At 57.5% G+C, this 5696-nt stretch carries 1 protein-coding gene, 3 tRNA genes and 3 rRNA genes; all 7 read right to left on the reverse strand.

What is annotated here, in order from left to right; translation table 11 throughout:
- Positions 1-5: 5 nt before the first annotated feature.
- Positions 6-82 (reverse strand) — tRNA-Met (locus AC1ROY_RS33795).
- 58 nt (positions 83-140) lie between these two features.
- Positions 141-255 (reverse strand): 5S ribosomal RNA (gene rrf / locus AC1ROY_RS33800).
- A gap of 115 nt (positions 256-370) precedes the next feature.
- A 23S ribosomal RNA gene (locus tag AC1ROY_RS33805) occupies positions 371-3107 on the reverse strand.
- A gap of 319 nt (positions 3108-3426) precedes the next feature.
- A tRNA-Ala gene (locus AC1ROY_RS33810) sits at positions 3427-3498 on the reverse strand.
- A gap of 53 nt (positions 3499-3551) precedes the next feature.
- A tRNA-Ile gene (locus AC1ROY_RS33815) sits at positions 3552-3625 on the reverse strand.
- Between the two features lie 348 nt (positions 3626-3973).
- A 16S ribosomal RNA gene (locus AC1ROY_RS33820) occupies positions 3974-5460 on the reverse strand.
- The 16S, 23S and 5S rRNA genes sit together here with 3 tRNA genes alongside, the layout of an rRNA operon.
- A 45-nt stretch (positions 5461-5505) precedes the next feature.
- On the reverse strand, positions 5506-5696 hold a 191-nt coding region (locus AC1ROY_RS33825), incomplete at its 5' end, for a hypothetical protein (protein ID WP_493153357.1).

Raw genomic sequence — 5696 nt, forward strand, 5'->3', positions numbered from 1 at the left:
GATTTTGGATGCGGGGACAGGATTTGAACCTGTGACCTTCAGGTTATGAGCCTGACGAGCTACCGGGCTGCTCCACCCCGCGGGGGTGATTGTGCGGGGGTGTGCCCCCGGAAGGATGTGTTTGAACTTTCGGTTGGGTGGCCTGGCGCTGACCGACTCTCCCGCCGCTTGAGCGGCAGTACCATGGGCGCTGGAGTGTTTCACGGCCGAGTTCGGGATGGGATCGGGTGTTTCAACTCCGCGATAGGCACCAGGCCACCGAACCGAAAGGGTTCAGGTGGTGTTGGAATGGTTGGTTTCGAGTGATGAATAGTAGCAGATGGGGTTTGGTGCTGCGTGCGGCGTTCCCTTTCGAGAACAGCCTGTGTTGTATGATGAGCCTATCGGGCGATTAGGACCGCTTAGCTGCGTGCATTGCTGCACTTCCACAGACGGCCTATCGACGTGATGGTCTATCACGGCCCTCAGGGAGACCTGGTTTTGAGGTGGGTTTCCCGCTTAGATGCTTTCAGCGGTTATCCCGTCCACACTTAGCTACCCAGCGGTGCCACTGGCGTGACAACTGGTGCACCAGAGGTATGTCCATCCCGGTCCTCTCGTACTAGGGACAGATCCTCTCAAGTCTCCAACACCCACAGCAGATAGGGACCGAACTGTCTCACGACGTTCTAAACCCAGCTCACGTACCGCTTTAATCGGCGAACAGCCGAACCCTTGGGACCTGCTCCAGCCCCGGGATGCGATGAGCCGACATCGAGGTGCCAAACCTCCCCGTCGATGTGGACTCTTGGGGGAGATCAGCCTGTTATCCCTAGAGTACCTTTTATCCGTTGAGCGATGGCCCGTCCACGAGGGACCACCGGATCACTAAGGCCGACTTTCGTCTCTGTTCGCGCTGTCACGCTCACAGTCAGGCGGGCTTATGCCTTTGCACTCAACAGCCGATGTCCGACCGGCTTGAGCCCACCATCGCGCGCCTCCGTTACGATTTAGGAGGCGACCGCCCCAGTCAAACTGCCCACCACGCAGGGTCCCGGCCCGGGATAACCAGGCTCGGTTAGACGCCAAAAAGGCACAGGGTGGTATTTCAAGGTTGGCTCCACCTGAGCTAGCGCCCCGGCTTCATAGCCTCCCACCTATCCTACACAGTCCCTTCCTGGCGCCACTGCGAAGTTGCAGTAAAGGTTCATAGGGTCTTTCCGTCTAACTGCGGGTACCCCGCATCTTCACGGGGAATTCAATTTCGCTGAGCCTATGCTGGAGACAGTGGGGAGGTCGTTACGCCATTCGTGCAGGTCGGAACTTACCCGACAAGGAATTTCGCTACCTTAGGACCGTTATAGTTACGGCCGCCGTTTACCGGGGCTTCAGTTCGGTGCTTGCACACCTCCCTTTAACCTTCCGGCACCGGGCAGGCGTCAGACCCTATACGTCATCTCTCGATTTCGCAGAGCCCTGTGTTTTTACTAAACAGTCGCCACCCCCTGCTTTGTGCCACCCACACCTGCTTGCGCAAGCATGGGTCTCGCTTATCCCGAAGTTACGCGAGCAATTTGCCTAGTTCCTTCAGCATAGTTCTCTCAAGCGCCTTGGTATGCTCTACCAGTCCACCTGTGTCGGTTTAGGGTACGGTTCAATGTCAGAGCTATTTCCCGGACCCATCCAGCCACCACCCCAATCCAATAAGGGATGATAGCACTTCAAGGCCGTCACTTCTGACGAGCTCAGGAATATTCACCTGATTCCCATCGGCTACGGCTGTCGCCCTCGCCTTAGGGGCCGGCTCACCCTGCGCGGATTAGCCTTGCGCAGGAACCCTTGGACTTTCGGCGAGAGGGTTTCTCACCCTCTTTGTCGCTACTCATGTCCGCATTCGCACTTCCCATACCTCCAGCAAACCTCACGGTTCACCTTCACAGGCCTAGGGAACGCTCCGCTACCACTGCACTTGCGTGCAATCCACAGCTTCGGCAGATGGCTTGAGCCCCGTTACATTTTCGCCGCAAGACAGCTATTAGACCAGTGAGCTATTACGCTTTCTTTAAAGGATGGCTGCTTCTAAGCCAACCTCCTGGTTGTTTTGGCCGTCTCACATGCTTTCCCACTTAGCCATCATTTGGGGGCCTTAGCTGGTGGTCTGGGCTGTTTCCCTCTCGACTATGGACCTTAGCACCCACAGTCTGTCTCCCGCCTATTACTCACCGGCATTCGGAGTTCGGTAGGGTTTGGTAGGGCTTTGGGCCCCCCTAGCCCTTCCGGTGCTCTACCTCCGGTGGTATTCAGACGAGGATCTACCTCAATAGATTTCGCGGAGAACCAGCTATTTCCGAGTTTGATTGGCCTTTCACCCCTAGCCACAGCTCATCCCCGACTTTTTCAACAGGCGTGGGTTCGGCCCTCCAGTGGGTGTTACCCCACCTTCAGCCTGGCCATGGCTAGATCACTCGGTTTCGGGTCTCATGCCGGCAACTGAACGCCCTGTTCAGACTCGCTTTCGCTTCGCCTACGCCTAACGGCTTAAGCTTGCTGCCAACACGAACTCGCGGACCCATTATACAAAAGGTACGCCGTCACACCTCAAGGGTGCTCCGACTGCTTGTAAGCGTCCGGTTTCAGGTCTCTTTCACTCCCCTCGTCGGGGTGCTTTTCACCTTTCCCTCACGGTACTTGTGCACTATCGGTCGCCAAGGAGTATTTAGGCTTGGAGGGTGGTCCCCCCACGTTCAGACAGGGTTTCACGTGCCCCGCCCTACTCGAGGACCCTCAACCACATCACGCCTACGGGACTATCACCCGCTCTGGTCAGCCTTTCCAGACTGTTCGGCTTATTGGTCAAAGGTCACTGGCCTGCTCCCCGTTCGCTCGCCACTACTAGGGGAATCTCTGTTGATGTCTTTTCCTCCAGGTACTGAGATGTTTCAGTTCCCCGGGTTCGCCTCCACACCCTATGAATTCAGGTGCAGATACCCTTGCGGGTGGGTTTCCCCATTCGGAAATCCGCGGATCAACGATTGCTCGCATCTCCCCGCAGCTTATCGCAGCGTGCCACGTCCTTCATCGCCTCTTGGCGCCAAGGCATCCACCGAACGCTCTTATCGCGCTCATCACGAACCACACAGGCCCGCACGCAGGACCAAGCCCCACGCACTTCTCTGTGCAGCCCAAACTAAAATGCCCAGCTACTACATTCACTCTCACGACCGCATCCCGACCGACCGAGCCGCTCGCGCGCCTCCATCGACCACGACGCCGTCGTGACCAACCATTCCGATTCACCTGTCAAACAACACCACCGCCCGGCTGGACCCTTCTGGGGTCTTCGCCGGACAGCGAAACCTGTCGTGCAGAGGCACGTGCGCGCCCCTCCAGGGAACGGCCATCAGCCGCTCGACCCTCGAGGCAAATCCAACACCCACTCACATCCTATGGAGACGGTCGGTATCGAACCGACGGCCCCCTGCTTGCAAAGCAGGTGCTCTACCACTGAGCTACGCCCCCGAAAGATCGGCCAACCCCCAGTCAAGCGGGTCACCTTCCATCCCTCAAGGGAATGGGCCAGGGAGGACTTGAACCTCCGACCCCACGCTTATCAAGCGTGTGCTCTAACCAACTGAGCTACTGGCCCAAAGACCAAGACCCGACCCAAGAGACCCAGAACCAGGACCTCTCCAGCCCAGCCGGAGCCCCCAGGCCAGGACCAACCCAGCCAGTCATCTCAACCAAGCGTCCTGGACCAGGATACGCGGTCGGCGCCCGGAAAGCTTGCGCCCTCCCCGGCATCAACAGCAGATCCGGTCAGATCGACCCGGCATCATCCGTCATAAAGCGCGTTCACAGGGTTCATTCGCCCTCGCCACAACCACCCCATCCGGGACAGCCAGGCTCAGGCCGGCAGGCATGAACAAGCAAATAGTCTTGTCGGAGCCCGACAATACCAGGACAGCGAACCATCCGTGATCGTCAGGCATCCTTGAAAGGAGGTGATCCAGCCGCAGGTTCCCCTACGGCTACCTTGTTACGACTTCACCCCAGTCGCTGACCCTACCGTGGTGACCGGCCTCCTTGCGGTTAGCCTAGACACTTAAGGTAAAACCAACTCCCATGGTGTGACGGGCGGTGTGTACAAGGCCCGGGAACGTATTCACCGCGGCATGCTGATCCGCGATTACTAGCGATTCCACCTTCATGCACCCGAGTTGCAGAGTGCAATCTGAACTGAGACGGCTTTTTGGGATCCGCTCGGCCTCGCGACCTGGCTTCCCATTGTCACCGCCATTGTAGCACGTGTGTAGCCCAGCTCATAAGGGCCATGAGGACTTGACGTCATCCCCACCTTCCTCCGGCTTGTCACCGGCAGTTCCTCTAGAGTGCCCACCCAAACATGCTGGCAACTAGAGGCGAGGGTTGCGCTCGTTGCGGGACTTAACCCAACATCTCACGACACGAGCTGACGACAGCCATGCAGCACCTGTCTTGCCGTTCCCTTGCGGGCACCAACGCATCTCTGCGAAGTCCGACAGATGTCAAGAGCTGGTAAGGTTCTGCGCGTTGCTTCGAATTAAACCACATGCTCCACCGCTTGTGCGGGCCCCCGTCAATTCCTTTGAGTTTCAACCTTGCGGCCGTACTCCCCAGGCGGTGCGCTTATCGCGTTAGCTACGACACTGAGTGACTAAGTCACCCAACATCCAGCGCACATCGTTTACAGCGTGGACTACCAGGGTATCTAATCCTGTTTGCTCCCCACGCTTTCGCGCCTCAGCGTCAGTAATGGACCAGCTCGCCGCCTTCGCCACCGGTGTTCTTCCCAATATCTACGAATTTCACCTCTACACTGGGAATTCCACGAGCCTCTTCCATCCTCTAGCTCACATGTATCAAACGCAGCCCCCAGGTTAAGCCCAGGAATTTCACGCCTGACTATGTGTGCCGCCTACGCGCCCTTTACGCCCAGTCATTCCGAGCAACGCTAGCCCCCTTCGTATTACCGCGGCTGCTGGCACGAAGTTAGCCGGGGCTTCTTCTGCAGGTACCGTCATCATCGTCCCTGCCGAAAGGGCTTTACAATCCGAAGACCTTCTTCACCCACGCGGAATTGCTGGATCAGGCTTTCGCCCATTGTCCAATATTCCCCACTGCTGCCTCCCGTAGGAGTCTGGACCGTGTCTCAGTTCCAGTGTGGCTGATCATCCTCTCAGACCAGCTACCGATCGTCGCCTTGGTAAGCCTTTACCTCACCAACAAGCTAATCGGACGCAGGCTGCTCCCAAGACGCCTCGCGGCTTTGACCCTCAGGCCATATGCGGTATTAGCGCCAGTTTCCCGACGTTATCCCCCATCCCAGGACACATTCCTACGCGTTACTCACCCGTCCGCCACTGACATTGCTGCCCGTGAGACTTGCATGTGTTAAGCATTCCGCCAGCGTTCGCTCTGAGCCAGGATCAAACTCTCAGGTTCATCACCTTCAGCCAGCTCTCGCCAACATCAGGCCAACCCACCATCCTAAACCCCATAAACCACGCCATAGACACCACGACACCAACCCAACCCAGACCAAAACACACAATCAACACCAACCAGGCTCTCACCCAGCAGCGCCAACCACGCATCCCAACCCAGATCAAACCAACGCCCAGTTACCCAAGACATGGCACCAATCTCAAACGCGCACATATCATCTGCATCAACAGATT

It is taken from the genome of Roseococcus sp. GW821-FHT12F05, assembly GCF_058806835.1.